Origin of the sequence: Streptomyces sp. PsTaAH-137 (assembly GCF_003259365.1) — a bacterium.
Classification (GTDB): Bacteria; Actinomycetota; Actinomycetes; order Streptomycetales; family Streptomycetaceae; genus Streptomyces.
Window position 1 is genome coordinate 117,250 of record NZ_QLLY01000018.1, and the last position, 26,620, is coordinate 143,869.

At 72.2% G+C, this 26,620-nt stretch carries 20 protein-coding genes; all 20 read left to right on the forward strand.

All coding sequences use genetic code 11. From position 1 onward, the window contains the following. Positions 1 to 449 precede the first annotated feature (449 nt). The 20 genes from K377_RS32560 to K377_RS32655 all read left to right on the forward strand — a co-directional run bounded on the left by K377_RS32560 (position 450) and on the right by K377_RS32655 (position 26,619). Complete coding sequence (locus K377_RS32560; RefSeq protein ID WP_111667190.1) at positions 450 to 1,928, forward strand: sugar transferase; 1,479 nt, start codon at positions 450 to 452, stop codon at positions 1,926 to 1,928. Positions 1,929 to 2,001: 73 nt separating this feature from the next. Continuing rightward, the gene (locus tag K377_RS32565) at positions 2,002 to 3,318 is read left to right on the forward strand and encodes a nucleotide sugar dehydrogenase (RefSeq protein WP_111667191.1); all 1,317 of its coding nucleotides are present in this window, start codon (positions 2,002 to 2,004) and stop codon (positions 3,316 to 3,318) included. Next, a complete protein-coding gene (locus K377_RS32570; protein WP_111667192.1) occupies positions 3,308 to 4,546 on the forward strand; it encodes a glycosyltransferase family 4 protein in 1,239 nt (412 codons plus the stop codon). Before K377_RS32565 ends, K377_RS32570 begins: the two co-directional genes overlap by 11 nt. After that, entirely contained in the window at positions 4,543 to 5,925 is a 1,383-nt protein-coding gene (locus K377_RS32575; protein ID WP_111667193.1) for a Wzz/FepE/Etk N-terminal domain-containing protein, read from the forward strand. The genes K377_RS32570 and K377_RS32575 overlap by 4 nt, the downstream gene beginning before the upstream one ends. Further along, positions 5,922 to 7,439: a Wzz/FepE/Etk N-terminal domain-containing protein gene (locus tag K377_RS32580; RefSeq protein WP_111667194.1), complete on the forward strand. Its 1,518-nt coding sequence runs from the start codon at positions 5,922 to 5,924 to the stop codon at positions 7,437 to 7,439. Before K377_RS32575 ends, K377_RS32580 begins: the two co-directional genes overlap by 4 nt. Before the next feature lie 3 nt (positions 7,440 to 7,442). Beyond that, the gene (gene asnB, locus K377_RS32585) at positions 7,443 to 9,377 is read left to right on the forward strand and encodes an asparagine synthase (glutamine-hydrolyzing) (protein ID WP_111667195.1); all 1,935 of its coding nucleotides are present in this window, start codon (positions 7,443 to 7,445) and stop codon (positions 9,375 to 9,377) included. Between the two features lie 17 nt (positions 9,378 to 9,394). After that, on the forward strand, positions 9,395 to 11,578 hold the full coding sequence (locus K377_RS32590) for a bi-domain-containing oxidoreductase (RefSeq protein ID WP_111667196.1): 2,184 nt from the start codon (positions 9,395 to 9,397) through the stop codon (positions 11,576 to 11,578). After that, complete coding sequence (locus tag K377_RS32595) at positions 11,575 to 13,515, forward strand: alginate lyase family protein (RefSeq protein WP_111667197.1); 1,941 nt, start codon at positions 11,575 to 11,577, stop codon at positions 13,513 to 13,515. The genes K377_RS32590 and K377_RS32595 overlap by 4 nt, the downstream gene beginning before the upstream one ends. Before the next feature lie 8 nt (positions 13,516 to 13,523). Then, complete coding sequence (locus K377_RS32600) at positions 13,524 to 15,074, forward strand: right-handed parallel beta-helix repeat-containing protein (RefSeq protein ID WP_111667198.1); 1,551 nt, start codon at positions 13,524 to 13,526, stop codon at positions 15,072 to 15,074. Position 15,075: 1 nt separating this feature from the next. After that, positions 15,076 to 16,371, forward strand: coding sequence for an O-antigen ligase domain-containing protein (locus K377_RS32605; RefSeq protein ID WP_111667199.1), 1,296 nt, complete (start codon positions 15,076 to 15,078; stop codon positions 16,369 to 16,371). Between the two features lie 2 nt (positions 16,372 to 16,373). Next, on the forward strand, positions 16,374 to 17,615 hold the full coding sequence (locus tag K377_RS32610; RefSeq protein ID WP_111667200.1) for a glycosyltransferase: 1,242 nt from the start codon (positions 16,374 to 16,376) through the stop codon (positions 17,613 to 17,615). Beyond that, positions 17,612 to 18,865, forward strand: coding sequence for a class I SAM-dependent methyltransferase (locus K377_RS32615; protein ID WP_111667201.1), 1,254 nt, complete (start codon positions 17,612 to 17,614; stop codon positions 18,863 to 18,865). The genes K377_RS32610 and K377_RS32615 overlap by 4 nt, the downstream gene beginning before the upstream one ends. Then, a complete protein-coding gene (locus K377_RS32620; RefSeq protein WP_111667202.1) occupies positions 18,862 to 19,656 on the forward strand; it encodes a glucose-1-phosphate cytidylyltransferase in 795 nt (264 codons plus the stop codon). The genes K377_RS32615 and K377_RS32620 overlap by 4 nt, the downstream gene beginning before the upstream one ends. Then, the gene (locus K377_RS32625) at positions 19,653 to 20,300 is read left to right on the forward strand and encodes a PIG-L deacetylase family protein (protein WP_111667203.1); all 648 of its coding nucleotides are present in this window, start codon (positions 19,653 to 19,655) and stop codon (positions 20,298 to 20,300) included. The genes K377_RS32620 and K377_RS32625 overlap by 4 nt, the downstream gene beginning before the upstream one ends. A 3-nt stretch (positions 20,301 to 20,303) precedes the next feature. Continuing rightward, positions 20,304 to 21,329 carry an NAD(P)-dependent oxidoreductase gene (locus K377_RS32630; RefSeq protein WP_111667204.1) on the forward strand — a complete coding sequence of 342 codons (1,026 nt, stop codon included), beginning with the start codon at positions 20,304 to 20,306 and terminating at the stop codon, positions 21,327 to 21,329. Continuing rightward, complete coding sequence (locus K377_RS32635; protein WP_111667205.1) at positions 21,317 to 22,600, forward strand: DUF4910 domain-containing protein; 1,284 nt, start codon at positions 21,317 to 21,319, stop codon at positions 22,598 to 22,600. The genes K377_RS32630 and K377_RS32635 overlap by 13 nt, the downstream gene beginning before the upstream one ends. Beyond that, complete coding sequence (locus tag K377_RS32640) at positions 22,597 to 23,898, forward strand: hypothetical protein (protein WP_181512699.1); 1,302 nt, start codon at positions 22,597 to 22,599, stop codon at positions 23,896 to 23,898. The genes K377_RS32635 and K377_RS32640 overlap by 4 nt, the downstream gene beginning before the upstream one ends. After that, positions 23,895 to 24,842, forward strand: coding sequence for a glycosyltransferase family A protein (locus K377_RS32645; protein ID WP_111667207.1), 948 nt, complete (start codon positions 23,895 to 23,897; stop codon positions 24,840 to 24,842). The genes K377_RS32640 and K377_RS32645 overlap by 4 nt, the downstream gene beginning before the upstream one ends. Continuing rightward, the gene (locus tag K377_RS32650) at positions 24,839 to 26,071 is read left to right on the forward strand and encodes a polysaccharide pyruvyl transferase family protein (protein WP_111667208.1); all 1,233 of its coding nucleotides are present in this window, start codon (positions 24,839 to 24,841) and stop codon (positions 26,069 to 26,071) included. Before K377_RS32645 ends, K377_RS32650 begins: the two co-directional genes overlap by 4 nt. Continuing rightward, positions 26,068 to 26,619, forward strand: coding sequence for a dTDP-4-dehydrorhamnose 3,5-epimerase family protein (locus K377_RS32655; RefSeq protein ID WP_111667209.1), 552 nt, complete (start codon positions 26,068 to 26,070; stop codon positions 26,617 to 26,619). The genes K377_RS32650 and K377_RS32655 overlap by 4 nt, the downstream gene beginning before the upstream one ends. The last annotated feature ends 1 nt before the right edge of the window (position 26,620 follow it).

Genomic DNA, 26,620 nt, shown 5'->3' on the forward strand with positions numbered 1-26,620 from the left:
AACATCGGCCAGTTGAGCCGACTTCAAATATCAAGCACAAATTCCACACATCCCCCTCTTCAGGGGGGTCCCCATGGTCTAGATTGACCGTGCTTCACATGCTGGGACACGGGGCGACAAATACTGATCTCTTGGTCAGGAGTTGTGGCTGATCAACAGGCGTCCCTCTGGTCCCGGCCGTGAGGTGATCGACGAGTGGAGTCCAAGAGGGGCCCTGGGTGAGGGGAGCACCCGAGGTGTCGACGGGTTCTCGCAGGCTGTCGCGCGTTGCGCGGTTCAGGCCTGCCGGTTTCCGTCGTGACGGACTCGAACAGCGCTGAGCGGCCGCGAGGCCGGGCACGGGAGGCGGGGGCCTTCCGGCGGGAGAACGGCGCGGTGCGGGAGGCGGGGGCCTCCTGGGGGAACTGAGTCACCGACCAAGCACCACCACTGGGGACCGGGGGGTTTCTGTGCGGCAGGGGGGATTAGTCGGCCCTTTTTCGTCGGCGCGCGGGCGTCTGACGGACGAGGCGATCAGCCAGCCGGCGAACGACTGGGAGCAGCGGTACCGCCGCTCCGTCATCACGAGCGACATGGTGGCCACCGCCCTGGTGGTCGCGGGCATAGGCAACTTCTTCGGAGCGCGCGACGCGGCCAACTGGCATGAGAAATGGGGGATCCTGGCCTTCGGCACCGAGCTGCTGGTGCTGGCCGCCCTCACGGTGAGCCGTGCCTGGGCTCCCGCCGTGCTCGGCCAGGGCGCCGAGGAGTTCCGGCGTCTGGGGCGCTCGCTGTTCACCGCGACCGTCGTGCTCGCGCTCGGCGGCATAGCGCTCACCTCGCGCAACATCAAACTCTGGATCTTCGTGGCGATACCCGCGATCGGGATCGTCACCATGACCGAGCGGTATCTGCTCCGCCTCTGGCTGCACAAGCAGCGCAAGGAGGGGCAGTGCCTCAGACCCGTGCTCGCCGCCGGAAGCCCGGCCACGGTGCACGACCTGATCACCCGGACCCGTAAGTTCCCGCACCTCGGCTGGCGGATCGAGGCCGTGTGCACGACGGACGGACTCGGGCCCGACGGCGACCACCTGGACGGGGTGCCGGTCGTCGGCCGGCTCGCCGACCTCGCCAGCCACGTGCAGCGCGACGGCTACCGCGTCGTCGCCGTCACCCCGGACCCGCACTGGACCCCGGAGCGGCTGCAGCGGCTGGCCTGGAACCTGGAGGGCAGCGACGCCGAGATGGTCGTCGCCCCCGTGCTGATGGAGGTGGCCGGACCGCGCCTGCACGTCGACGCGGTGCTCGGGATCCCGCTGCTGCGGGTCAGCATGCCGACCTTCACCGGGGCCCGCAGAGCCATCAAGGCCGTCGTCGACCGGCTGGGCGCGGCACTGCTGCTCGTGCTGCTCGCCCCGCTGATGACGGTCGTCGGGATCCTCGTGCTCGGGGACAGCCGAGGCGGCGCGTTCTACCGCCAGCGCCGGGTCGGCAAGAACGGCCAGGAGTTCACCATTCTCAAGTTCCGCACCATGGTCACGGGAGCCCACGCCGCACGCGCCGAACTGGCCGACCGCGACGAGGGCGCGGGACTGCTGTTCAAGATGCGCCGGGATCCCCGGGTGACCCGGGTCGGCAGCGTGCTGCGCCGGTACTCGCTCGACGAGCTCCCGCAGTTGTTCAACGTACTCACGGGGTCGATGTCGCTCGTCGGACCGCGGCCTCCGCTGCCCGAGGAGTCCGCCGCGTACGGCCCGGACATAAGGCGCCGACTGCTGGTCAAGCCGGGACTGACCGGACTGTGGCAGATCAGCGGGCGCAGCGACCTGCCGTGGGAAGAGGCCGTCCGCCTTGACCTGCGGTACGTGGAGGACTGGTCACTCGCCCTGGACACGGTGATCTTGTGGAAGACGCTGCGGGCCGTGATCCATGGGCAGGGGGCGTACTGATGCGTGGGGACCGCCGGACCGGCGGCGCGCGGACCGCAGGCCACAAGGGCCTGCCTGGGGGGAGCAACAAGTCATGAGAGTCAGCGTTTTCGGGCTCGGCTACGTGGGCTGCGTGTCGGCCGCGTGCCTGGCCAGCATGGGACACGAGGTCATCGGGGTCGACGTCAACCAGGTGAAGGTCGACCTGGTCAACGACGGCAAGGCCCCGGTGGTCGAGGAGCGGATCGGTGAACTCATCGCCGACGTCGTGCGGACCGGAGCCCTGCGCGCCACCCGCGACGTCCGTGAGGCGATCGCCGACAGCGAGGTGTCGCTGATCTGCGTCGGCACACCGTCGGAGCCCAACGGCAGTCTGTGCACCACCTATCTGGAGCGGGTCACCGAGGAGATCGGCGCGGCACTGGCCGAGCGCGGCGGACGGCACACCGTCGTCTTCCGCAGCACCATGCTCCCCGGCACCTGCCTCAACCTCCTCGTGCCGATCCTGGAGAAGGCCGTCGGCGGCACCGCCGGGGTGGAGCTCGGCGTCGCGGTCAACCCGGAGTTCCTCCGCGAGGGCACCAGCGTGCGGGACTTCTTCGACCCGCCCAAGACCGTCATCGGCGAACTCGACCAGGCCAGCGGCGACGCGGTCCTCGCCCTGTACGAGAGCCTGCCCGGCGAGGTGTTCCGGGTACCGATCCCGACGGCCGAGGCGATCAAGTACGCCGACAACTCCTTCCACGGCCTCAAGATCGGCTTCGCCAACGAACTGGGCGCCGTCTGCCAGGCGCTCGGGGTGGACTCGCACCAGGTCATCGACGTGTTCCTCGCCGACCGCAAGCTGAACATCAGCCCCGCCTATCTGCGGCCCGGCTTCGCCTTCGGCGGCTCCTGCCTGCCCAAGGACCTGCGCAGCCTCGTGTACGCGGCCCAGCGCGCCGACGTCTCGGTGCCGATCCTGTCGCACGTCCTGTCGTCCAACGCCGACCATCTGCAGCGCGCGGTCGACCTCGTCGAACGCACCGGCAAGCGGCGGGTGGGCCTGTTCGGCCTGTCCTTCAAGCCCGGCACCGACGACCTGCGCGAGAGCCCGCTCGTCGAACTGGCGGAGCGGCTCTTCGGCAAGGGCTACGACCTGCGGATCTACGACGCGAACGTCAGCATGTCCCGGCTCCTCGGCGCCAACCGCGAGTACATCGAGAACCGGCTGCCGCACCTCGCCCAGTTGCTCGCCGACTCCGTCGACGAGGTGCTCGACCACGCGGAGGTGTGCCTCGTCGGCACCAAGGACGAGGCCGTGCTCGCGGCCCTGCCCCACGGTGAGGGACCCGACATCATCGACCTCGTCCGCCTCCCCGACGCCGACGCGCGCCGGACCGAACCGGGATACACGGGCCTTGTCTGGTAACACGAGCGGCGACGGCCGGCAGGGCCGGCGCGCGCTGATTCTGGTGGAGAACCTGTCCGTGCCGTTCGACCGGCGTGTGTGGCAGGAGTGCCTGACCCTGCGCGACGCGGGCTGGACCGTGGACGTCATCTGCCCTCGCGGCGAGAAGCGGGACACCGAGCCGGAGGCGGTGATCGACGGGGTGCGGATCCACCGCTACCCGCTGCGCGCCGCCACCGGCGGACCCGCCGGCTACCTGCGCGAGTACGGATCGGCGCTGTGGCACACGGCCCGGCTGGTCCGCAAGGTCGGCCCGGTCCACGTGGTCCACGCCTGCAACCCGCCCGACCTGCTGTTCCTGGCGGCGCGGTGGCTGAAGCGGCGCGGCGCGCGGTTCGTCTTCGACCAGCACGACCTGGTGCCCGAGCTGTACCTGTCCCGGTTCGGCCGCGGCAAGGACCTGCTCTACCGCGCCGTGTGCGCGCTGGAACGGAGCACCTACCGGGCCGCCGACATCGTGCTCGCCACGAACGAGAGCTACCGGGACGTCGCCGTGCACCGCGGCGGAAAGCGGCCGGAGGACGTCTTCGTGGTGCGCAGCGCGCCCGCCGTCGAGCGGTTCCAACCGGTACCGGCCGAGCCGGAGTTGAAGAACGGCAAGCCCCATCTGCTGTGCTACCTGGGCGTGATGGGCCCCCAGGACGGCGTCGACTACGCGCTGCGGGCCCTCGCCAAGCTGCGCGACGAGTTCGGGCGGACCGACTGGCACGCGGTGTTCGTCGGCTCCGGCGACGCCTTCGACGCGATGGTGGAGCTGTCCCGGTCGCTGGGCCTCGACGACCAGGTCCGGTTCACCGGGCGCATCCCCGACGCCGACCTCGTGCGCTACCTGTCCACGGCGGACGTGTGCCTCTCGCCGGACCCGCACAACCCCCTCAACGACGTGTCGACCATGAACAAGGTCCTGGAGTACATGGCGATGGGCCGGCCGCTCGTCTCGTTCGAGCTGCGGGAGGCACGCGTCTCCGCGGGCGACGCCGCCGTCTACGCGCCGGCCAATGACGAGGCCGAGTTCGCCAAGCTCATCACCCTGCTCATGGACGACCCGGAGAAGCGGGCCGAGATGGGCCGGATCGGCCAGGAGCGGATCAGCGGGCCGCTCTCCTGGAGCAACTCGCAGGCCTCCCTGCTCGCCGCCTACGCAGCAGCGTGCACGACGTCACGGACAAGGAAGAGGCTGCGTCGTTGAACGAAGACACGATCCGTCTGGTCGTCATCGGACGGATGCTCCGACGGCGGTGGCGGCTGCTCGCCGCCCTCGCCGTGGTGGGCGCGCTCGTCGGCTACGGCGCCTCTCTGGTGTTCCCGCCGCGCTACACGACCACCGCCTCGGTCCTGCTGCCCGGGCAGTGGGAGGAGCGGGAACTGCTCACCCAGGTGGACATCGCGACCAGTTCCACGGTCCTCGACCTCGTGGCCGACAAGCTGCGCTGGACGGACGGCAGCGGCACCGACCTCCAGGACCAGGTCGTCGCCAAGGCGGCGGACGGAAACATCATCAAGATCTCCGGCACCGCCGACACACCCCAGCACGCCCAGCAGCTCTCCGACCGGACGGCGCAGCAGTTCGTCGGCTTCGCCAAGCAGATCGCGGGCGGCAGCGCCGACAACGAGTCGGCCAACGAGCGCGCCGCGCTGCGCAAGCAGGTGGAGGCGGCCAACCGCCGCATCAGCGCACTGGCCGAGGCCGCCGACCCCGGGCAGACCGTGGAGGGCGTCGAGGCCCGCACCTCGCTGGAGAAGCTGCGCACCTCGCTGGAAGAGGCCATGACGAAGCTGGACCAGGCCGACCCCGCGAGCAACACGGCCGGCATGGTCGTCATGGGCCCGGCGGCCCGGCCCACCGGCGAGGCGGCCCCGACCCGGGTCCAGCTCATCGGCGCGGGCGCGCTGCTGTTCTTCCTGCTCGCGGTGATCGGCCACCTCGCCGCGGTCCGGATGAACCGGCGCCCGCGCACCGAGCGGGAGATCGCCGCCGCGCTCGGCGCGGACCTCATCGGCACCGTCGACGTGCCCGACGACGGGCACGCGCCCCGGGCGGAGGGCGGCGGCGCCCTGGCCCGGATCACCCGGTTCCTCGGCGCCGACAGCCGGTGGGACACTCCGGCCCCGCAGAGATCGGGCGACGAGGCCGGCAGACGCATCCGCTACCGGCGCGTGTGCGCCCGCCTGCGCGGCCGGTCGGCGGCGCCCCAGCAGCTCCTGGCGGTCGTACCGGAAGGCGACCGCGTCGCCCACCGGGCGGCAGGGCAACTCGTCGCGGAGGCCGCGGGCGAGGCGTCCACCGGCCGGCCGCTGCTGCGTCTGGTGCCGGTCTCCGTGGACCGGCCGATGGTGCCGGACCGCGCGACCGAGTCCGGAGCCCTGGTCGTGGTCAGCGCGGGCAACTGGACCACCGCCGAACTCTCCGGCATCGCCCGGGCGTGCGCGGACGGCGGGCACGAGGTCGTCGGCCTCGTCGTCGCCGACCCGGTCCTGGCCCGGCCGGAGTCCCCGGCCGACCCCTCTCCGCACCACGCCGCTCCGGCGCCGGCGGTCCACAGCCACGCCCCGGGAGGCTCAGCGTGACGACGAGTACGACTGCGGAGTCGTCGGCTGCCACTCCGCTCATCGACCTTCAGGGACTGGTGGTGGCGGTGCGCAGGCGCCGTCGCCTCTGGTCGGCCATGGCCCTGCTCGGGCTGCTGGCCGGCGCGGCGGTGGCGATCGCGCTGCCGCCGCCGCCGAGCGCGGTGACCAAGATCCTGGTCGCCCACGCCGACGACCAGCCGAACGACACCGGAACCCTGATCCGCACCGACGTGCAGGTCCTGGGGACCACCCGCATCGCCGAAGCGGCCCTGCGCTCGCTCGACTCCTCCGAGAAGCCGGAGGACTTGATGAAGGACTACTCGGCCACGGGCCTGACCAACAACCTGCTCCAGATCGACGTGACCGGCGACACCAAGGCGCAGGCGGTCGACCGCGCCAAGGCGCTGGCCGACGCGTTCGTCGACGACCACGTGCGGCGGATGCGGGCCACCGCGAAGGCCGAGTCGGACGCCCTGCTCGAACAGCGCGACCGGATGCGCACCGAACTCGCCCAGGTCAACAAGGAGATCGGCAACCGTTCGCCGGACACCGACCCGCAGGCGTCGGCGAGCCTGGAGACCCTCTTCGCCCGCCGGGCCGAACTGAACTCGCGGATCGCCGACTTCGACGAGCGGGCCGCCGACGCGCGTACCGGCACGCCCAAGGTCGTCGCGGGCACCCAGATCGTGGACGCCCCGCGCGCGGTGCGGTACTCGATGCCGAAGGCCGCCGCCACCGACGCCGTCATCGGCTTCGTCCTCGGACTCGTCCTCGGGCTCGCCGTGGCCGCGGTCGGCGTGGTGGTAAAGGACCGCCCGGTGCTGCGCCGGGACATCGCCCACCACCTGGGCGCCTCCGTCATCACCGATCTGCCCCGCCGCTCCGCCCTGCCGTGGCGGCGGCGCCGGGCCCGGGTCGCCCGCGAACGGCTCACCACGAGCCTCGCCCGCACCGTGCGCGGCTCCGCGGAAGCGGTGTCGCTGCTGGAACTGGGCGCGGCCCGCACCACGAGCGTGCTCGCCCTTGACCTCGGCCGGCAGCTCGCGGCCGAAGGACCCGTGGCCCTCATCGACGGGCTACCCGGCTCGCAGCTCTCCGGCCACCGGTCCAGGCCCGGCGACCCGGCCGTGATCAGCGGTGAGCGGGCCGCGGTCGAACCGCAGCAGGAACTCCGGCTCGGTGTCGGCTCGGTGGCGCCCGGCACGGCCTGGACCGATCTTCAGTACCTCGGCACCCAGACCGTGCTCGTCGTCCGGGCCGGACACGGCAGTGCCGCCTGGCTGCACACCGTGGCACGCCAGCTCGCGGACCAGCGGATACCCGTGATCGGGGTGGTGCTGACCGACCCCGATCCCAAGGACCGCACCGACGGCACGCTCTGGGACGGGCTGCACACCGCGCTGCGCGGACGCAGCGAACGACAGGCACGGCCGGGCGGCACCGCGCGACGCGCGGAGCGCCAGCCGATCTGGGCCGCACACGGCGCGGACAACGACCAGGAGGCGCGGTAACCGATGTGTGGCATCGCAGGCACGTACCGCTGGCCGGACGGGAAGATCGTCACCGACCGGCTCACGGACATCCTCGCCCACCGCGGCCCCGACGGGGCCGGCCGGTACGGCCACCCCGTCGCCGACGGCGAGGTGCAGCTCGGACACCGGCGGCTCTCCATCATCGACCTGTCCGAGACCGGCGCCCAGCCGATGGTCTCGGACGGTCTCGCCCTGACCTACAACGGCGAGCTGTACAACGCGCCGGAGCTGCGCGCCGAACTGGAGTCCAAGGGCGTCCGCTTCCGCGGCACCTCCGACACCGAGGTGGTCCTGGAGGCCTGGCGGCGCTGGGGTACCGACTGCCTGCCCCGGCTGCGCGGCATGTTCGCGTTCGGCATCTTCGACGAGCGCACCGGTGAACTGGTCCTCGCCCGCGACCAGTTGGGCATCAAGCCGCTGTTCCTGCTGCGCCGCGGCACGGGCCTGGTCTTCGCCTCCGAGCTGAAGGCGCTCGCCGCCGCGACCGGCGGCAAGCTGGAGGTGGACCACGCGGCGCTGGTCGCCTCGCTGCTCTACTACTGGGTGCCGGACTCCCGCTGCGCGTTCCGCGAGGCGGAGAAGCTGCCGCCGGGCAGCTGGCTGCGCGTGCGCCCCGACGGTCAGGTCGAGCGCGGCACGTACTGGAGCCTGAAGGAGGTCGCCGCGGAGGGCCAGGACCGCGCCCGCAGCGGCGAACTGCCCGACCTCGCGGCCATCGTCGAGGAGTCCACCCGGCGCCATCTGCTCGCCGACGTGCCCGTGGCGACCTTCCTCTCCGGCGGCCTCGACTCCAGCTACCTCACCGCGCTCGCCGCCCGCCACCAGCCCGGCATCTCCGCCTACACGATCGGATTCCGCGCCGAGGACGCCAAGTTCGAGGCGATGCCGGACGACCTGCGCTACGCCCGGCAGGTCGCCGAGCGGTACGGCGTCGACCTGCACGAGATCGAGATCGCGCCCGACGTGCTCGACCTGCTGCCCAAGATGACGTACCACCTGGACGAGCCGATCGGCGACCCCGCCGCGATCAACACCTTCCTGATCTGCACGGCCGCCCGGGAGGCCGGGGTCAAGGTGATGCTGTCGGGGATGGGCGCCGACGAACTCTTCGCCGGATACCGCAAGCACCTGGCCAACACGATCGCGCTGCGCTACCAGCGCGTGCCCCGGCCGCTGCGGCGCGGGGTGTCCGCCGCGGTCGGCCGCCTCCCGGTCGCCACCTCGCGGCGCGGACTGCGCTCGGTGCGCTTCGCGAAGCGGTTCCTGTCCTTCGCCGAACTGCCGGAGGAGACCGCGTTCCGCCGCAGCTACACCATGTACGACCGGCCCGAGCTGCTCTCCCTGATCGACCCCGATCTGGCCGGGACGGTCGACGACGTCCTGACCGAACACGCGGACACCTACGCGGACAACACCCTCGACGACTTCGTCAACCGCATGTGCCTGACCGACGCCCGGATGTTCCTGCCGGGCCTCAACCTCGCGTACACCGACCGCTCCAGCATGGCCGCGTCGACCGAGGTACGGGTGCCCTACGTGGACGTCGAGGTGGTGAAGGCCGCGTTCGCCTTCCCCGGTGACGCCAAGATCGCCGGGAAGCAGGGCAAGGCCGTCCTCAAGGAGGCCGCCACCTCGATCCTGCCCCGCGAGATCGTCTACCGGCCCAAGGGCCTGTTCAGCGCCCCGCTGCGGGCCTGGATGAGCCGGGACCTGGCACCGCTGGTGCGCGAGGTGGTCAACGACGGAGAGCTGGTCCGCTCCGGCTTCCTGCGCCGCGACGCGCTGCGCCGCCTCGTCGCGGAGGACGCCGCGGGACAGCAGGACTACTCCAAGCATCTGTGGCACGTACTGACTCTCGAGCACTGGTACCGCGACGCGACCTCCGGGTCCGGCCAGAGCGCTCGACCGATGGCTTAGGAAACAGAGGAGTTCGGGTGAAGCAGGTCGTACAGAACTACAAGAGCGGCGAGCTGGCGGTGCTCGACGTGCCGGTACCGGGGTGCAAGCCGGGTGGGGTGCTGGTCCGCAGCGCCTACTCGCTGATCTCCACCGGGACCGAGATGATGAAGGTCTCCGAGGCCGGCATGTCGATGCTGGGCAAGGCCCGTTCCCGCCCCGACCAGGTGGCCAAGCTCATGCAGAGCGTGGCCACCAACGGGGTGCCCGCCACCTATCGCAAGGTGATGGGCAAGCTGGACTCCTACACGCCGCTCGGCTACTCGCTGTGCGGGATCGTCGAGCAGGTCGGCGCCGGGATCGACGACGTCAAGGTCGGCGACCTCGTGGCCTGCGCGGGCAACGAGCACGCGCTGCACGCCGAGCTGAACTGGGTGCCGAAGAACCTCTACAGCCCGGTGCCCGAGGGCCTCGCGCCCCGGCACGCGGCCTTCGGCACCGTCGGCTCCATCGCGCTCCAGGGCGTCCGCCAGGGCGAGCCGCAGCTCGGCGAGGTGGCCCTGGTCATCGGCCTCGGCCTGATCGGCCAGCTGGTGGCGCAGCTCCTCACCGCCGCGGGCGTCCGCGTCGTCGGGGTCGACCCCGACCCGGCCCGCTGCGAACTCGCCGAGAGCCTCGGCGCCGCGGCCACCGGCGACCCCGCCTCTGCCGCCGTGGAGGCAGCCGTCGCCGACCTCACCGGCGGACACGGCGTCGACCAGGTGTATCTGGCCGCCGGCGGGTCCAGCAACCAGCCCGTCGAGCTGGCCGCCCGGCTCTGCCGCGACCGCGGCCGCGTCGTCGACATCGGCAAGTGCCGCCTCGACCTGCCCTGGAACGCGTACTACGAGAAGGAACTCGACGTCCGCTTCTCGCGCAGCTACGGCCCCGGGCGCTACGACCCGGAGTACGAGCTGGAGGGCCGCGACTACCCGATCGGCTACGTCCGCTGGACCGAGCGCCGCAACCTGGCCTGCTTCCTCGACCTCGCCGCCCGCGGCCGCGTCGACGTGGACCCGCTCGTCTCGCACATCGCCGACTTCGACGACGCGGTGGACACCTACCAGCGCCTGAAGGACGGCGAACTGAAGGCCGTGGCTGTCCTGTTCCGCTACGCCGACCAGGAGCCGGAGGCCGAGAAGGAGACACCGGCACCCACGGTGGCCGTGCCCACGGTGACCGCGCGGCCGAGCACCGCCCGCGCCGTGTCGTCCCCGGTCCGGATCGCGTTCGTCGGCGCGGGCAACTACGCGACGTCGATGCTGCTGCCCCACCTCGCGCGGCGCGACGGCGTCGAGCTGTCCACCGTCGTCACCACGACCGCGCTGTCGGGGGCCAACGCCCAGCGCAAGTTCGGCTTCGCCGAGGCGACCACCGATCTCGACGCCGTCCTCGGCGACACGTCGATCGACGCGGTGTTCGTCGTCACCCGGCACAGCTCGCACGCCGAACTCACCCGGCAGGCCCTCCTCGCCGGCAAGAGCGTCTTCGTCGAGAAGCCCCTGGCGCTCACCGAGGACGAACTGGCCGGAGTGCTCGCGGCCGTCGAGGAGTCCGGCAACGACCGGCTCCAGGTCGGCTTCAACCGCCGCTTCGCCCCGCTGCTGCGCGAGGCCAAGGGCCGGTTCGGCGTCCGCACGGGACCGGCGAACCTGCGCTACCTCGTCAACGCCGGCCGGCTCCAGGGCGGCAGCTGGTACCTCCAGCAGGGCACCGAGGGCTCCCGGTTCGCCGGTGAGGGCGGTCACTTCATCGACACCGCGAGCTGGCTCCTCGACGCCGACCCCGTCTCGGTCTACGCGACGGGTTCCGGCGGCAACGAGGACCTCCAGGTGGTCCTGCGCTACGCGGACGACTCCACCGCCACCATCAGCTACGTCACCACCGGCGCCCCCGGCTACCCCAAAGAGACGCTGGACCTGGTCGCCGACGGCAAGGTGCTGCGCCTCGACGACTTCGTCCGCGCCTCGGTCTACGGCCGCAAGCGCTGGGTCAGTTCGCGGCTGCCCAAGGCCCGGGACAAGGGCCAGAACGCCGAACTCGCCGCGTTCGTCCGGGCCGTGCGCACCGGCGGCCCGATGCCGGTGCCGCTGCAGTCGCTGGTCGCCACCACCGCGGCCACCCTCGCCGTGCAGACCGGCCTGGCCGGTGGCGCCCCGGTGACGCTGGCGGGTCCGCGATGACCATGAGCGCGGGCTGGTACCTGCGGCGCCTGTCCCGGATGGGGCCGCAGGAGGTCGCGGGCCGGGCGGGCGACGCGCTGCGCCGCCGCCGGTGGAGATCGGCGCGCCCCGAGGGGCCGGGCACGACCGGCGCCCGGTTCACGGCGGTGCTGCCCGCCGGGACGATCGCCGCGATCCCGCCGGACGCCGCCAAGCGGCTCGTCGCCGACGCGGACCGGCTGATGGACGGACACGGCGAGTTCTTCGGTGTGGTCCGCGACGACCTGGCCGACCCGGACTGGTGGCGCGACCCGAAGACCGGCCGGCGCGCCCCGTGGGGCTACGCCTTCGACGTGCCGTACCGCGACGAGGACGCGGTCGGCGACATCAAGCAGATCTGGGAGCCGTCCCGGCACCAGTACCTCACCCGGCTCGCCGCCGCCTACGCGATCACCGGTGAGGAGCGGTACGCCGAGCGCGTCGCCGACCACCTGCGCTCCTGGTGGCGGGCCAACCCGCCGCTGCGCGGCGTGCACTGGATCAGCGGCATCGAGCTGGGCATCCGGCTGCTCTCCTGGGTCTGGGTCCGGCGGCTGCTCGACGGCTGGGCGGGCGTCACCGAGCTGTTCGAGGACAACCCGGTCGCGGTGAACCAGATCTGGCACCACCAGCGCTGGCTCGCCGCCTTCCCCAGCCGGGGCTCGTCGGCGAACAACCACGTCATCGCCGAGACCGCGGGCCAGTACGCCGCGGCCTGCGCGTTCGACTGGTTCCCCGAATCGGCACGCTGGCGGACCGGCGCGCTGCGCTCCCTCGACCGGAACCTGCGCGCCAACACCTTCCACTCGGGCCTCAACCGCGAGCTGGCCTCCGAGTACCACGGACTCGTTCTCGAACTCGGTCTGGCCGCCCTCGCCGAGGCGGACGCCGCGGGCAGACCCGTCCCCGCCACGCTGCGGATCGTCCTGCTCCGGATGACCGACGCGCTCGCCGCCGTCGTGGACAACCGGCTCAGGCCGCCGCGCCAGGGCGACGCCGACGACGGTCACGGCCTGGTCGTGGACGGCGCGGGCACCGACCGCTGGGGCTCACTGCTCGCCACCGGCGACGCCGTGTTCGGCCGCCTCGACTGGTGGCCCGAGGTGACCGGCACCGACGTGCGCACCCCGCTCCTCGCCGCGCTCCTCAAGCCCGTGACACCGGCCGTGACCCGCCCGAGGACCCGGCCGGCCCATTTCGCCGACGCCGGGATGACCGTCCTGCGCGGCCCGGAGAAGATCTGGTGCCGCTGCGACGGCGGCCCGCACGGCTTCCTGTCCATCGCCGCCCACGCGCACGCCGACGCGCTGTCCGTGGAGGTCCGGCACGACGGGGTCGACGTGCTCGCCGACCCCGGGACGTTCTGCTACCACGGGCAGCCCGAGTGGCGGCAGTACTTCCGCTCCACCCTCGGCCACAACACGCTCGAACTGGACGGCGCGGACCAGTCCGTCTCCGGCGGCCCGTTCCTGTGGACCCGGCACGCCGGCACCCGCGTCCTCGCCGTGGAGACGTCCGGGGACGTGGCCCGCTGGAGCGCCGAGCACGACGGCTACCAGCCGACCGTGCACCGCCGCCGGGTGGAGCTGACCGCCGAGAGCGAGGAACTGCGCCTGGTCGACGAGGTGCGCGGGCCGCGCGGGGACGTCCGTCTCGCGTTCCACCTCGGCCCGACGGTCGCCGCCGACCTGTTGGGCGACCGCGCCGTCCTCACCTGGATCCACGAGGGCGAGGGCCGCTCCGCGGTGCTCGACCTGCCCGGGCAGCTGACCTGGCAGGCGCACCGCGGCGAGAGCGACCCGCCGCTCGGCTGGTACTCCCCGGGATTCGGCCGCAAGGAACCCACCACCACGCTGGTCGGAACCGGCAGCGCCGAGGGCGCCGCCGACTTCACGACCGTGCTCAGGTTCCGCGGGTAGGGGGGCACATGGGCTACGAGAGACGGCACTGGGCGCTGGCGGTGGCACCGCTGGCGCTGGCCCTGCTGGCGACGGCCGGCTGCGACAGCACGTCGACGTCGGACACCGGGGCGAAGCCGAGGAGCACCCCGTCGGCGTCCGCCGCACCGGCGAAGAAGACGCCGGTGGCCCGGGTGTGCGCCGAGGCTCCGGCCGGACCGGAGAAGGCACCGGCCGGCGCGGTCACGATCGACCCCAAGAAGGTCGGCGACCTGGCCGCGAAGACCAAGAGCAGCCCCGCGCACACCACGTTCTGGCTGCGCCCGGGCACGCACCGCCTCGACCCGGACCGCTACGCCCAGGTCATCCCGAAGAAGGGGGACCGCTACATCGGGGCGCCCGGCGCGGTGTTCGACGGCGGCAGGAAGAACCAGTACGCGTTCGCCGGCACCGCCGACGACGTCACCATCAGCCACCTCACCGTGCAGCGGTTCGTGGCCCCGCCGGACGAGGGCGTGGTCAACCACGACTCGGCCGACGGCTGGGTGATCGAGCACAGCAGGATCCAGCACAACGACGGCGCCGCGCTGATGGCCGGCGCCCGCCAGCAGGTCCGCGCCAACTGCCTGCGCGACAACGGCCAGTACGGCATGAACGCGTACAAGGCATCGGGCCGTGTCACCGGCCTGGTCGTCGAGGGCAACGAGATCGTCGGGAACAACACCGGCGACTGGGAGCGCAAGCGCAAGGGCTGCGGCTGCACCGGCGGCATCAAGTTCTGGGCCGTCGACGGCGCCGACGTGCGCGGCAACTGGGTGCACGACAACCGCGGCACCGGCCTGTGGGCGGACACCAACAACAACGACTTCCGCATCGAGGACAACGTCCTGGAGAAGAACGACGGCGCCGCGCTGATCTACGAGACCAGCTACAACGCGGTCATCCGGAACAACGTCGTCCGGCGCAACAACTGGGTCGAGGGCCGCGAGGCGGCGGAGAGCGGCGACACCTTCCCGTTCGCCACGGTCTATCTCTCCGAGTCCGGCGGCGAACCACGGATCAAGGCCCGTACCGACAAGATCGACATCTACGGGAACCTGCTGGAGGACAACTGGTCCGGGATCACCCTCTGGGAGAACGCCGACCGGTTCTGCAACAGCCCCGCCAACACCTCGTCCGGCGACTGCACCCTGCTGGTGAAGAAGACCAAGCGCTGCGCCGAGCCCGCCATCGGAAAAGCACCGCTCTACGCCGACTGCCGGTGGAAGACCCAGCGGGTGGACATCCACGACAACCGCTTCGTGCTCGACAAGTCCGTCGTCAAGTGCACGGCGAAGTGCGACCGGATGGCGGTCCTCGCCAACTACGGCACCTATCCCGACTGGTCGCCGTACCACGGCGAGAAGGTCGCCGAGGCGATCACGCACAAGCAGGACAACCGCTGGCACGACAACGTCTACCGCGGACCGTGGAAGTTCGTCGTCCAGGACCAGAGCAAGGTGATCGACTTCGCGCAGTGGAAGAGCCACAGCTTCCGGCAGGACAAGGGCAGCATCATCGAGTCGCGGGCGGGTGGTTGAGATGACGGCACTCCAGGCCCCCGCGCTCGACAGCGAGCCGCGCCCGGCGGGCACCCCGAGGCTCGCCGGTGTCGCCTGGGGGCTGCTGATCCTCAACACGCTCGGCTCGGCCGGCGCGAAGACGATCGTCCCGCTGCCCCGCTCGCTCATCCAGATGGCCACCATGGGCTCGCTGGTCGCCGCTTTCGTCCTCGCGCTCGCGGTCAACCTCCGGCTGCGGTTCCGGCCCAGCGCCTACGTCCTGCTGCTCACCCTGCTGCTGGTCCCGAGCGTGCTCTCCAGCGTGCACCTGGAGGCCGGCTTCGGCGCCCTGTTCCGCTGCACCCGGCTCGCCCTCTTCGTCGCCACGCTCTGGCTGCTCACCCGCTGGTGGGACGGCAGCCTGACCTTCGTCCGGCACCACATCCGGGTCTACTTCGCCGTGCTCGGGACGGTGGCCGCGGGCCTGGTGATCTCGCCCGGCGCGGCGCTGCCCGAGATCTACGGCGGACGACTGGTCGGCGCGCTGTGGCCGCTCACCCCGCCGCAGATCGGCCAGTACGCGGCCGTCATCATCGGGCTCACCGTGCTGCTGCTCCTGGGCCGGCGGACCGACCGCAGGAGCGCGGCGATCGTCATCGTGCCGTCGCTCGTCCTGCTGATGCTGACCCACACCCGGACGGCCACGCTCGGTCTGCTCATCGGGCTCGTCCTGGCGATCGGCTCGCTCCTGCTGACCAGTGCCGCCGCCCGCCGGTTCTTCACCTGGACCGTGGTGATCGCCACGGTCGTCGCCGTGGTCTTCGCGGGCGCGCTCCAGTCGTGGTTCCTGCGCGGGCAGAGCCAGGAGAACTTCTCCAACCTCACCGGCCGCGCCAAGGTCTGGGATGCCCTGCTCGCCGCGCCGAGGTCGGTCTCGCAGGAACTGTTCGGCGCGGGCCTCGGCGACAAGTCGTTCGGCGGACTGCCCATCGACAACAGCTGGCTGGCCGTCTACAACGAACAGGGCCTGATCGGCGTCACCATCGTCGCGGTGCTCATCCTGGTCCTGGCCGGGGTGGCGCTGCTGCGGCCGCCGTCGCTGCAGCGGGCCTGCGCGATCTTCCTGATCAGCTACTGCGCGATCGCCTCGTACACCGAGGCCGGACTCGGAGACGCCTCGCCGTATCTCCTCCATCTCGCCCTGGCAGCCGCGCTGTTGGCCACACCCACCGCGCAGCCGCAGCCCCTGCCGCCGCCGGTGATCCCGGCGCAGCCGCGGTCGAAGGACCGCCCGTACATCCCGCGCTGGGCCCGTCGTTCGGGGGAGGTGACCTGAGCATGCACGTTCTCGTGGTGCACAACCGCTATGCCTCGGCGCAGCCGAGCGGAGAGAACAAGGTCGTCGACCAGGAGGTGGAGCTGCTGCGGTCGGCCGGCCACCGGGTCGAGCTGTTCGAGCGGCGCAGCGACGACATCGCCGCCAAGTCCCTGCCGGGCAAGGCCGCGCTGCCGTTCCTCGTGCCGTGGAACCCGGCGGTCCGCGCGGAACTGACCCGGCGGCTGCGCGTCGACCCGCCGGACGTCGTCCACGTCCACAACGTCTTCCCGCTGCTGTCGCCCGCGGTCCTCGCCGCCTGCGCCGACGCGGGTGTGCCCGCGGTCGCCACGCTGCACAACTACACGCAGGTCTGCCCGCCCGGCACGCTCCAGCGGGACGGCGCCGCCTGCACCGAGTGCGTGGGCGGCTCTCCGCTGCCCGCCGTCCGGCACGGCTGCTACCGCAACTCCCGGCTCGCCACCGTCCCGCTCGCGGTCAGCCTGTCGGTCAACCGGCGCCGCTGGCAGTCGGGGGTGGAGCGCTTCCTGTGCATCTCCGCCGCCCAGCGCGACATCCTGGCCGCCGCGGGAATGCCGGCCGAGCGCCTTTCGGTGAAGCACAACTTCGTCCCGGACCCGGGCAGTTGCCGGACGGGGGAGGGGGAGCACGTGCTCTTCCTCGGGCGGCTCGCCGAGGCCAAGGGCCTGCGGCTGCTCATGGCCGCATGGGACGAACTCGCGGCCGACGGCAAGCCGGGCGTGCCGCTCGTGATCGCCGGCACCGGGCCGCTGGAGCGCGAGGTGACCGACTGGGCGGCGGGCCGGGACGACGTGCGCTACGCCGGTCTGCTGGACACGGCGGAGTGCCGCAAGGCCATCGCGAGCGCGGTCGCCGTGGTGGCGCCCTCGACGTGGCTGGAGGCGTTCGGCCTGGTGGCCGTCGAGGCGATGGCGGCCGGGGTGCCGGTCGTCGCCGCGGGCCACGGCGCGTTCGTCGAACTCGTCGAGGACGGCGTCACCGGGCTGCTGCACCGGCCGAACGACGCCGCATCGCTCGCTTCCCGCCTGGAGCGGATCGCGGCCGACCCGGTCCGCAACCAGGAGATGGGCCGGGCGGCCCGGAGCCGGTACGAGCGGGGCTTCAGCCCGGCCGTCGGCCTGGAGCGCCTGATGGAGGAGTACCGCACCGCGATCGCGGGGCGGTCAGCACTGACTCGTGGCGGGGACACCCGCGCGAGCAGGGGGGATGGGGAAAGTACATGACACGATGCCGACTCTGCGGCTCGGAAGCCATGGCGAGCGTCGTCGACCTTGGGGCGACACCGCCGTGCGAGAGCTTCCTCGCCGCTGACCGACTGGACCAGCCGGAGCCGGCGTTCCCGCTCCATCTGCGGGTCTGCACCGACTGCTGGCTGGCGCAGATCCCACCGCTCATCACACCCGAGGAGACGTTCAAGGAGTACGCGTACTTCTCCTCGTTCTCCACCTCCTGGGTGGAGCACGCGCGCACCTTCGTCGCCGACGCCGTGGAGCGGGCGGGGCTCGGCGCCGACGCCTTCGTGGTCGAGGTGGCGAGCAACGACGGCTACCTGCTCAAGCATGTCGTGGACCGCGACATCCGCTGCCTGGGCATCGAGCCGTCGGTCAACGTCGGCGCGGCGGCCCGGGACGCGGGCGTGCCCACGCTCACCGAGTTCCTGAGCCCGGAGACCGGCGCGAAGGTGCGCGCCGAACACGGCCCCGCGAACCTGGTCGTGGCCAACAACGTGTACGCGCACATCCCCGACGTCATCGGGTTCACCCAGGGCCTGCGCGCGCTCGTCGCCGACGACGGCTGGGTCTCCATCGAGGTGCAGCACCTGCTCACCCTGATCGAGGAGAACCAGTACGACACGATCTACCACGAGCACTTCCAGTACTACACGGTCGCCTCCGCGATCCGGGCCCTCGCCAGCGGCGGACTGACCCTCGTCGACGTCGAGCTGCTGCCCACCCACGGCGGCTCCATCCGGCTGTGGGCCCGCCCCGCCGAGACGGCCGGCGAGCCCTCGCAGGCGGTGACCGACGTCCTGGCCCGCGAGAAGGCCGCCGGACTCCAGGAACTCTCCGGCTACACCGAGTTCTCCGCCCGGGTCGCCAAGGTCCGCCGCGACCTGCTGCGGTTCCTCATCGAGGCGGCCGACCGCGGCGAGACCGTCGTCGGCTACGGCGCCCCCGGCAAGGGCAACACCCTGCTCAACCACTGCGGCATCCGCCCCGACCTGCTCGCGTACACGGTCGACCGCAACCCCTACAAGCACGGCCGGTACACCCCGGGCACCCGCATCCCGATCCTCGCGCCCGAGCAGATCGCCGCCGACAAGCCGGACTACGTCCTCGTCCTGCCCTGGAACCTGCGGGCCGAACTGGTCGAGCAGCTCGCCTTCGTCCACGAGTGGGGCGGCCGTCTCGTCTTCCCCATCCCGGAACTGAGCATCGTCGAGGCCGCGTCCTCGCAGGAGGTCACAGCATGAAGGTCGTTCTCTTCTGCGGCGGTTACGGCATGCGGATGCGCAGCGGCGCCGCCGACGACGTACCCAAGCCGATGGCGATGGTCGGACCCCGGCCGCTGATCTGGCACGTCATGCGCTACTACGCCCACTTCGGGCACACCGAGTTCATCCTGTGCCTCGGCTACGGCGCCCACCACATCAAGGACTTCTTCCTCAACTACGAGGAGACGACGTCCAACGACTTCGTGCTCCGCGGCGGCCGCACCGAGCTGCTGTCCACCGACATCTCGGACTGGACGATCACCTTCGCCCAGACCGGCATCGAGTCCCCGATCGGCGAGCGGCTGCGCCGGGTCCGCCACCACCTCGACGGCGACGAGATGTTCCTCGCCAACTACGCCGACGTGCTCACCGACGCCCCGCTGCCGGAGATGATCGACCGGTTCGCCGAGCGCGACGCGGGCGCGTCGATGATGGTCGTCCCGCCGCAGTCCTCCTTCCACTGCGTGGAGCTGGCCGAGGACGGCCTGGTCGGCGGCATCACCGCGGTGAGCGACATGCCGCTGTGGGAGAACGGCGGCTACTTCGTGCTCCGCCAGGAGGTCTTCGACCACATACCGGAGAACGGCGACCTCGTCGCCGACGGCTGCGGACAGCTCGCCAAGCAGGGACGCCTCGTGGCGCACCGGCACCGCGGCTTCTGGAAGCCGACCGACACGGTCAAGGAGCGCGCCGCCCTCGACGCCTCCTACGCGCGGGGCGACCGCCCGTGGGCCGTGTGGGAGCACGACACCGCGGGGGTACGCGCGTGATCGGGCTCGGAGCCGGCCGGCTCGACCGGATCGTCGCCGTCGGCGCCCACTGCGACGACATCGCCATCGGCGCCGGCGGCACCCTGCTGGCCCTGTGCCGCGCGCACCCGGGCCTGCGGGTCGACGCGCTGGTGCTCTCCGGCGGCGGCACCGACCGCGAGCAGGAGGAACGGGCCGCGCTCGCCGCCTTCTGCCCGGGCGCCGACCTCCGGCTGACCGTCGACAAGATGCCCGACGGCCGGTTCCCGGCGCACTGGTCGGACGCCAAGGCCGCGGTCGAGGAACTGCGCGAGCGGTCCGAGCCCGACCTGGTCCTCGCCCCGCGCACCGACGACGCGCACCAGGACCACCGCGGCCTGGCGCGGCTGATGACCACGGCCTTCCGCGACCACCTCGTGCTCGGCTACGAGATCGTCAAGTGGGACGGCGACCTCGGCCGGCCGAACACGTACCAGCCGCTGTCACCGGAGACCGCCGAACAGAAGGTCGCGCTGCTGCAGGAGCACTACCCCTCGCAGCGGCACCGGCCCTGGTACGACCGCGAGGCCTTCCTCGGCCTCGCCCGCATTCGCGGTATCGAATGCCACGCGCGCTACGCCGAGGCGTTCACCGTCACCAAACTCACGCTCGACCTGGGGGACTGAACCTTGCGCGTACTGCTGACCGGACACCAGGGCTACCTGGGCTCCGTCATGGCCCCGGTCCTCACCGCCGCCGGACACGATGTCGTCGGCCTCGACGCCGGACTGTTCGCCGACTGCGTCCTCGGCCCCGTGCCCGCCGACCCGCAGGGGCACCGGGTGGACCTCCGCGACGTCACCGCCGAACACGTGGCGGGCGTCGACGCCGTCATCCACCTGGCCGCGCTGTCCAACGACCCGCTCGGCTCCCTGGCACCCGAACTCACCTACGACATCAACCACCACGCGTCCGTACGGCTGGCCCGGCTCGCCCGCGAGGCCGGGGTCGGACGCTTCCTGTACGCGTCGACCTGCTCCGTCTACGGCGCCGCCGGCGGCGCCGGACTGGTCGCCGAGGATGCCCCGCTGCGCCCGGTGACGCCGTACGCCGAGTCCAAGGTGCGGGTGGAGGACGACCTGCACGCGCTGGCCGACGACGACTTCACCCCGGTGTACATGCGCAACGCCACCGCGTTCGGCTACTCGCCCCGGCTGCGCGCCGACATCGTCCTCAACAACCTGGTCGGGCACGCGCTGCTGACCGGCGAGGTCCTCGTCCTCTCCGACGGCTCGCCCTGGCGCCCGCTGGTGCACGCCGCCGACATCGCGTGGGCCTTCACTGCCGCGCTGTCCGCACCGCGCGAGGCGGTGCACGACCGGGCGTTCAACATCGGCAGCGAGGTCAACAACGTCACCGTCGCCGAGATCGCCGAGCAGGTCGCCGACGCGGTCCCCGGCGCGAAGGTGCGGATCACCGGGGAGCACGGCGCCGACCCGCGCTCGTACCGTGTGGACTTCTCCCGCTTCCGCGAGGCGATCCCCGGGTTCGACTGCGAGTGGACGGTGCTGCAGGGCGCCCTCGAACTCGCCGAGAACTACCGCAGGCACCAGCTGACCCTGGAGGACTTCGACCAGCGCTTCACCCGTCTCGCCGTGCTCCGCGCGGCGTCCGAGGCCGGCACCGTCGACGACACCCTGCGGTGGCGCCGATGACCTCGCCCGGCGAGGAGATGCATGCTCTGGTGGAGCGGATGTACCCGCTCTGCCGGAGCATCACCGGCGACGGCGTGCGCGCCACCCTGGACATCGTCGGAGAGTACGTCCCGCTCCAGGTGCACGAGGTGCCGACCGGGACGCAGGTGCTCGACTGGACGGTGCCGCAGGAGTGGAACATCCGGGACGCGTACATCGCCGACAGCACCGGCAGGAGGGTCGTCGACTTCGCCGCGTCCAGCCTGCACGTGCTCGGCTACAGCGTCCCCGTCGCGAGGACCATGCCGCTCGCCGAACTCCGCGCACACCTGCACACCCTGCCCGACCGGCCGAGCTGGGTGCCCTACCGCACCAGCTACTACAAGCCGGAATGGGGTTTCTGCCTGGCCCAGGAGACGCTGGACGCGCTGCCCGACGGCGACTACGAGGTGCGGATCGACTCCACGCTCGCGGACGGGCACCTCACCTACGCCGAGCACGTGGTCCCCGGCCAGGTGCCCGCCGAGGTCATCGTCTCCTGCCACGTCTGCCACCCGTCGCTGGCCAACGACAACCTGGCCGGCATCGCCGTGGCGACGTTCCTGGCCCGCGAACTGGCCGAGCGGAACCCGTATTACACCTACCGGTTCATCTACGCGCCCGGCACCATCGGAGCCATCACCTGGCTCGCCCGCAACGCCGAGCGGATCGGGAGGGTCGAACACGGGCTCGTGCTGGCCTGTGCGGGGGACAGGGGGCAGCTCACGTACAAGCAGAGCCGACGCGGCGACGCCGAGATCGACCGCGTGCTGCGGCACGTGCTGCGCACCTCCGAACGCCCGCACGAGGTAAGGGAGTTCACGCCGTACGGGTACGACGAGCGGCAGTACTGCTCGCCCGGGTTCGACCTCGGCGTGGGCTCGCTCACCCGCACCCCGTACGCCGGCTACCCGGAGTACCACACCTCCGCCGACAACCCGGACTTCGTCTCCCCGGAGGCGATGACGGACACCCTCGCCGTGTGCCGCGAGGCGTTCGCCGTCCTCGACCGCAACCGCAGCTACGTCAACCTCAGCCCGTACGGCGAACCGCAGTTGGGCCGACGCGGTCTCTACGACGCGCTCGGCGGCCGCAGCGACACCAAGCAGGCGCAGATGGCCATGCTCTGGGTGCTCAACCTGTCCGACGGCGAACACAGCCTCCTGGACATCGCCGAGCGCTCCGGGCTGCCCTTCGACACCGTCGCCGACGCGGCCGACGCCCTGCACGGCGCCGGGCTGGTCAAGCCATGACGCCGATGACCACCGAGGGGGAGAACGCGAAGACCACACCGGAACCGGCGGGCTCGGCGAAGCGGGCCCTGCTCGGACGGCTGTCCTGGGGCCTCGCCGACCAGGCGGCCTCCAGCATCTCCAACTTCGTGGTGGGCATCTACGTGGCGCGCTCGCTCGGCGTGACCGCGTTCGGCGTGTTCAGCCTCGCCTGGGTCACCTACGGCGTGGTGCTCAACATCTCGCGCGGCCTCGCCACCGACCCGCTCGTCGTCCGCTTCAGCGGCGTGTCCGGCACGTCCTGGCGCGGGGCGGTGGCCCGCTCCACGGGCACCGCCCTCGTCGTCGGCTCCGCCATCGGCGTGGCCTGCCTGGCCGTGGGGCTCGGCCTCGGCGGCCGGGTCGGGCCCGCGTTCGCCTGCCTCGGCGTCATGCTCCCCGGGCTGCTCCTCCAGGACGCCTGGCGGTACTCGTTCTTCGCCGCCGGAGTCGGCCGCAAGGCGTTCCTCAACGACGTCGTCTGGGGCGTGGCCCTCGTCCCGGCGATGGTCGTGGCGGCCCGCGTCGACACCGTGGCCGCCTTCGTCCTCGCCTGGGGCGCGTCCGCCACCGTGGCCGGCGTCTACGGCTACGTCCAGTCCGGCATCCTGCCCCGGGTCACCCGGGCCCGCGGCTGGCTGCGCGACCAGCGCGACCTCGGCTACCGCTACCTCGTCGAGAACACCTGCCTCAGCGGCGCCAGCCAGGTGCGGGCCTACGGCCTCGGCGCGATCGTCGGCGTCAGCGCGGTCGGCGCGGTACGCGGAGCGGAACTCCTGATGGGGCCGTTCCTCGCCGTCCTGATGGGCCTCTCGCTCGTCACCGTCCCCGAGGCGGCCCGGGTGCTGCGGCAGGCCCCGCAGCGCCTCTACCGGTTCTGCCTCCTCCTCGGCGGCGGGCAGGCCGCCGGAGCCCTGCTGTGGGGCACGGCGCTGCTGCTGATGCCGGACCGGGCCGGCGAACTCGTCCTCGGCGACGTCTGGACCTCCGCGTCCCGGCTCGTCGTGCCGATCACCCTCGGCGTGGCGGGCGCCGGACTCGGCACCGGCGCGGCGGCCGGGCTGCGGGCGCTCGGGGCCGCCCGACTGAGCCTGCGCTCCCAGCTGTTCGCCTCCGCCTGCTACGTCGGCGGCGGCCTCGGCGGCGCCGTCGCCGGCGGCACGGTCGGCTCGGCCTGGGGCGTCGCCGTCGCGACACTGATCGGCTCGGCCGTGTGGTGGCTGTCCCTGCGGACGGGCCTGCGCCATCACCACCCCATTCCCGAAGTGAGGACCACATGACCCCCCACCCCAGGCTGAGCGTCGGCCTGCCCGTCTACAACGGCGAGGAGTACCTGGCCGAGTCCCTCGACGCCCTGCTCGGCCAGACCTACGAGGACTTCGAGCTGATCATCTCGGACAACGCCTCCACCGACGGCACCGAGGGCATCTGCCGCCTCTACGCGGCCAAGGACTCCCGCATCCGCTACCAGCGGCTGCCCCGCAACGTCGGCGCCACCCCGAACCACAACCGGCTGCTCGACGAGGCACGCGGCGAACTGTTCAAGTGGGCCTCGCACGACGACCTGTACGGCCGCGACCTGCTGCGCCTGTGCGTCGAGGCGCTCGACGAACGGCCCGACGTGATCCTCGCCCACACCGACCAGGCGGTCATCGACGGCGACGGCAAAGTGACCGTCCCCTACGAGTACACGCTCGCCACCGGCTCCCCGCACGCGCCGGAGCGCTTCCGCAGCCTGCTCTTCGAGCCCGGCGGCGACGACTTCTACGGCGTCATCCGCACCGACGTGCTGCGCCGCGTGAAGGCCATGGACAGCTACCACCACGCCGACCGCACCTACGTCGCCGAGATCACCCTGCACGGCCGCTTCCACCAGGTGCCCGAACTGCTCTACTTCCGCCGCGACCACCCGGGCCGCGCCGAGCGGGCCAACCCCTCCAAGCGCTCCCGGTGCGTCAACCTCGACCCGCGCCGGGCCGGGCCGCTGCACCCGACGCCCCGGCTGCTCGCCGAATACATCTGGGGCTTCGCCTCGTCGGTCCGCCGCGCCCCGCTGTCCCCGGCCGACCGCCGCGCCTGCTACCGCCACCTCGCCGCCTGGATGACCAGCCGCGCACGGCCCGGCGCGGGCGAACGCGTCGAGGACCGTGCGCCCGTCGACCCGGCCCACCTCACGGTCTCCGTCGACGACCTCGTCGCCGGGCGCGAGCGGAGGCGGCCATGACCACCGCGCCCCACCGGCCCCCGCGCGTCGGGGTGTTCGGGCTGCTCGGCTCCGGCAACCTCGGCAACGACGGATCGCTCGAAGCCGTCCTCGGCTACCTCCGCACCGACCACCCGGACGCCGAGGTGGACGCCCTGTGCGGCGGACCCGAGGCCGTCACGGCCCGCTTCGGCATCCCCGCGACCCGGCTGCACTGGAACCGCGCGGAGTACCGGACCGCCTCCCGCGCGGGCGCCGCCGCCACGAAGGGACTCGGCAAACTCGTCGACGTCTTCCGCACCGCCGCCTGGGTGCGCCGCCACGACGTGGTCATCGTCCCGGGCATGGGCGTCCTGGAGGCCACCCTCCCGCTGCGGCCGTGGGGATTCCCGTACTCGCTGTTCCTGCTCTGCGCGAGCGGCCGGCTGGTGCGCACCCCGGTCGCGCTGGTCGGGGTCGGCGCGGGCGAGATCCGCAGCCGCCCCACCCGCGCCCTGGTGCGCTGGTCCGCGCGGTGCGCCGCCTACCGCTCCTACCGGGACACCCCGTCCCGCGACGCGATGCGGGCCATGGGCGTGGACACCGCCCGCGACGAGGTCTACCCCGACCTCGCGTTCTCCCTGCCCGCGCCCGCGGCGAGCACGCCCACCGGCTCGCCCGGCACGGTCTGTCTCGGCGTCATGGACTTCCACGGCGGCAACGACGACCGGGCACGGGCCGACGAGATCCACCGGCGCTACCTCGACGGCACCATCCGCTTCGTCCGCACCCTGACCGACGAGGGACGGCCCGTCCGTCTCCTCACCGGCGACCGGTGCGACACCGCGGTGGTCGACGCGATCCTCGCCGCCGTCGACTCGCCCCTGGTGACCGCCGCCGAACCGGCCTCGCTGGCCGACCTGATGGACGAGATGGCGGCCGCCGACACCGTCGTCGCGGTCCGCTACCACAACCTCATCTGCGCCCTGAAGACCGGAACGCCCGCCCTCGCCCTCTGCTACGCGACGAAGAGCGAGGCGCTCATGGAGCGGATGGGCCTCGGCGCCTACTGCCACCCGGCGCGCGAGGTCGACGCCGACCGGCTGCTCGAACAGTTCCGCGCACTGGAGAAGAACGCCGCCGAACTGCGCCGGACGCTCGTCGAGTCCAATCGCACCGTCGCGCGGCAACTCGCCGACCAGTTCACCGCGTTGACCACCACCCTCTTCCCGGCGCGCACCCGCGCCAAGGCCCTGCGGGAGACAGCATGAAGGCGATCGAAGTCCCCGAGATAGCCGGGGCGTTCCTCCTCGAACCGACCCCGCACGCCGACGAGCGCGGCTTCTTCTGCCGCACCTTCGACGCCGAGGTGATCCGCTCGGTGGGCCTCGACCCGAACGCCTTCGTGCAGGACAGCGTGTCCCGCACGGCGCGGGGCGTGGTCCGCGGCCTGCACCTGCGCTCCGGCGCGGGCGAGGCCAAGCTGGTGCGCTGCTCGCACGGGCAGATCTTCGACGTCGTCGTGGACCTGCGCCCCGACTCGCCGACCTACCGCAACCGGGCCTTCTTCGAACTGTCCGGCGACACCCAGAAGACCCTGTACATCCCGGCGGGGTGCGCGCACGGCTTCCAGTCGCTCACCGAGACCGCCGACACGTCGTACCGGATCGACCGCCCGCACGATCCGTCCGAGGACGTGACGATCGCCTTCGACGACCCGGAGTTCGCCATTCCCTGGCCGCTGCCGGTCACATCGATGTCCCCGCGCGACCGGGAGGCACCCCGCCTCGCCGAGGTCCTGAAACTCCGGAGAGGATGAC